2 protein-coding genes and 3 pseudogenes are annotated in these 3,414 nt (G+C 61.0%); 1 reads left to right on the forward strand and 4 read right to left on the reverse strand.

Annotated elements, in window-relative coordinates:
- Both M1E25_RS26045 and M1E25_RS25460 read right to left on the reverse strand, forming a co-directional pair.
- Nucleotides 1–94: pseudogene (locus M1E25_RS26045) on the reverse strand (RHS repeat-associated core domain-containing protein); the annotation flags it as partial.
- Between the two features lie 488 nt (nt 95–582).
- A pseudogene (locus M1E25_RS25460) lies at nt 583–1,404 on the reverse strand (polymorphic toxin-type HINT domain-containing protein); the annotation flags it as partial.
- Between the two features lie 149 nt (nt 1,405–1,553).
- Here M1E25_RS25460 and M1E25_RS25465 point away from each other — a divergent pair.
- Nucleotides 1,554–1,787, forward strand: a pseudogene (locus M1E25_RS25465) (tyrosine-type recombinase/integrase); the annotation flags it as partial.
- Between the two features lie 92 nt (nt 1,788–1,879).
- Here M1E25_RS25465 and M1E25_RS25470 read toward each other — a convergent pair.
- A complete protein-coding gene (locus tag M1E25_RS25470) occupies nt 1,880–2,281 on the reverse strand; it encodes a hypothetical protein (protein WP_251419656.1) in 402 nt (133 codons plus the stop codon).
- Nucleotides 2,281–3,414, reverse strand: a 1,134-nt coding sequence (locus M1E25_RS25475) for a polymorphic toxin-type HINT domain-containing protein (RefSeq protein ID WP_251419658.1), incomplete at its 5' end; no start/stop codon positions are given. The genes M1E25_RS25475 and M1E25_RS25470, both read right to left, overlap by 1 nt.

The following is a 3,414-nucleotide window of genomic DNA, read 5'->3' on the forward strand; positions in this document are numbered from 1 at the left end:
CCGAGATGAACCGCCCCGTCCCCGCGTCGTACTCCCTCGCCCCCAGATGCACCAGACCGGTGGACTCGTCATTCGTGCCACCGACAAAGCCCTTGAGCGCTCACTGCGCTATTAAGTTCCCAGCCACACAAAATTATTCGGCATCCACCGGATCATAATCTGCCGCTGAGGGCCGGACTCCAAGACAGGCAATTACCTTCTTGAAGCTCGGCGCCAGGAAGATTTGGAAGTAATATCCGCCTGCCGGGCGTTCATCAACATAGCCGATCAGAAGTTCCGTCTCTGCACACGTCTTGAGATCAGTAACCGCTTCGGCTACCCCTATCGAAGGTTGCCCGGTTCGATTCATAGTCCGCATCCGACGGGAATAGATAGAGGTGAGCTCCCGCGTCGATGTCGGCTCGACCCAGACTTTAAAATCGGCCCCACCAGTCAATGCAGCCCGACAAAGGCGGAAGACCTCCCTATCGCCTACAAGGAGTTCAGCGAGTTCCATCCGCTCCAAGACACTTACCTCCAGTTCATAGCCTGGTGGGGCCGAGTTCTCGCACTCAGCCCCACCAGGCTGTCTCGCGCAGGAGCCTACCCCCCTGGCAGAGTCCACGGCCCCCTGTTGATACTGATCTCCGCGCCCCCTACAGACCCTCGGAGCGCATGCTCCATTTCTTCGTATGATTCAAGATCCGTATCGTGAATCTGAGTGTCGATGCCCTTTGGAACACCGGACCTTGGAATCCTCAGAACGATTCCACCCGGACCAAGCTCCTCTGCGGCATCGAGCGCTACGCCTTCATAGTCGTGGGTCCACGAGGTGAACTCGCTCTCGGTATTACCTCCAGCGTGACGCCCAGGGTCAGAATGCCCACCTCTGGGAACTGCACGTCCCTGGAGCGCGTCATCGTAGGCGGGATGCCCCTTGGGAATTCCACGATAGAGATAGTCACCTGCTTCATTGCAGTTATGCACCAACACCGGCGTGGCCCCTGCCAGCGCATAGTACGTGTGGAGGTTGCTGACGGTGAGGTTGTGGACCGTGGCGGACTGGGCCGTCCAGCGCTTGATCGCGGTGATCTGGACGTGGGTGCCGGCGCTGGTGCGCAGCCACTCGCCGCTCTTGAGGTCGGTGGCGTCGATCCATTCGCCGAGTTCGGGGACCCAGAAGGGATGACCGTCGGTCGCGGTGACCGAGGCGGTATTCGACCCCTTGTCGCCATCGATGTCGATGGTGACCTTGACGAGCTTCTTGGCGCCCTTGCCCTTGATCTCGACGGTGACCGTCTCGACCTTGGTCTCACCGGTCTCCAGGTCAGTGGCCACCACCTTGTCGCCGATGTCGACGTCCTCGATGGCCTTGGTCGACCCGTCGGCCATCAGAATGCGGGCTCCCGGCGCAAAGCTGTTGCATGCACCGCGAAGCCTCTGCGCGATCTTGGAGTTCTTCCACCAGCCCTTCAGCCCGTCGATCAGCTTGCCCGCCAGATTCCACAGCTTCTTGCCCAGCGCGACGGCCTTGGCCCACTTCCACGGCATCCCGTACTTCGCCGCCAGCTTGCCGCACCCGGTTTCACGACCTGCGGCACGCGACAGCCACCCGGCTCCGGGAACAAGGCGTCGACCTCGTCGTCATCAAGAAACTCCTCGGCCACGCCCACATCGGCGTCACCGCCACCGTCTACACCCACGTCCGCCCCCGCCTCCAACGCCAGGCCATCGATACCCTCGGCAACGCCCTCAGCCCGACGGAGAACGACCCCGACGACCCACCCGCCACGACAGCTGTCCGCTGACGTTGCCGTCACCGTTGCCGTCAGAAACTCCAGAGGCCCCACCGGAAACAAATCCGGCGGGGCCTCGATTGGATTACCGAAAAGACTTCGCTTCAGCCACGATCAAGCACTTCTTCGGCTGCCGCTTTGACGGCTTCTAGCGCGCTATCGTCCACCGAAAGTGGCGCTGCGAGCGTTTCGACCCATTGACGAATCTCGACCGCATCTAGATCCCGCCAACGCGGATGCAACACAGCCCTTTGCGCGATGACCCCCCAGCGATGAGGGTGGCGAGAAAGCTGATACCAGTCAGCCTGCTTTTGCGCTCGGCCTGGCGTTGAACTCGAACGCAACCCCAAGAGCAAACCTTCGCGAAGGCGATTCAATGCCGACGCGTAAATCGGACTCCCATTGAGTATGTCCGAGCCCTCGGGGTGCTCGAATTTGAACTCCATGCCAGCGCGAAGCAGGACCTCCACCTGGGCAAATGAGTCGAACTCGATGAGCTCTGCCATCAGAATGGGTTCCTTCCATGGAAGAGAACGTTCCCGGCCGGGATTTTCAAGGAACCCCTCGCGATCAGCTCATTTGGCTGAGAACCAGGACCAAGCTCGACGCCTTGAGGCATACGGAAGGCGAAAAGGAAATCCGCTTTCCCTGCGTGTGACGGATTATTGATCATCACGTTTCGCTCAATTTCTACAGCACTCCCGATCTCCTGCGTCACATGCACCTTTCCTGCAGAGTTGGCACCGATTCTAATACTGCCGTCACCAGACAGGATACCTGCGTGCCCATCTTCGCTGGTGTAATGGAAGTAGACATCGTCATCGAGGTTATCGACGAGGTTATCGACTTCATGAGTCGCCGCGTTGTTGCAGTTATGGACGAGTACCGGCGTGGCCCCTGCCAGCGCATAGTACGTGTGGAGGTTGCTGACGGTGAGGTTGTGGACCGTGGCCGACTGGGCCGTCCAGCGCTTGATCGCGGTGATCTGGACGTGGGTGCCGGCGCTGGTGCGCAGCCACTCGCCGGTCTTGAGGTCGGTGGCGTCGATCCATTCGCCGAGTTCGGGGACCCAGAAGGGATGACCGTCGGTCGCGGTGACCGAGGCGGTCTTCGACCCCTTGTCGCCATCGATGTCGATGGTGACCTTGACGAGCTTCTTGGCGCCCTTGCCCTTGATCTCCGCGGTGACCGTCTCGACCTTGGTCTCACCGGTCTCCGGATCGGTGGCCACGACCTTGTCGCCGATGTCGACGTCCTCGATGGCCTTGGTCGACCCGTCGGCCATCAATACCCGCGTCCCAGGCACGAAACTGTTCGCGATACTGCAGCTCTTGGCGAACCTCTGCGCGATCTTGGAGTTCTTCCACCAGCCCTTCAGCCCGTCGATCAGCTTGCCCGCCAGATTCCACAGCTTCTTGCCCAGCGCGACGGCCTTGGCCCACTTCCACGGCATCCCGTACTTCGCCGCCAGCTTGCCGACCATGCCACCCACAAAACTGGTGGCCAGATTGACAAAGGTCGCGCCACACGCCCCGAGCGCCCCCGTGGTGAAGCAATCCAGGGCGTCGGTGATACCCAGCTCATCGGCCGCGATCTGCGCGATCTCCCTCGCCGCCGCAATCGCCCGCCGCTTGTCCGC

The organism is Streptomyces meridianus, assembly GCF_023703325.1.
Taxonomy (GTDB): domain Bacteria; phylum Actinomycetota; class Actinomycetes; order Streptomycetales; family Streptomycetaceae; genus Streptomyces; species Streptomyces meridianus.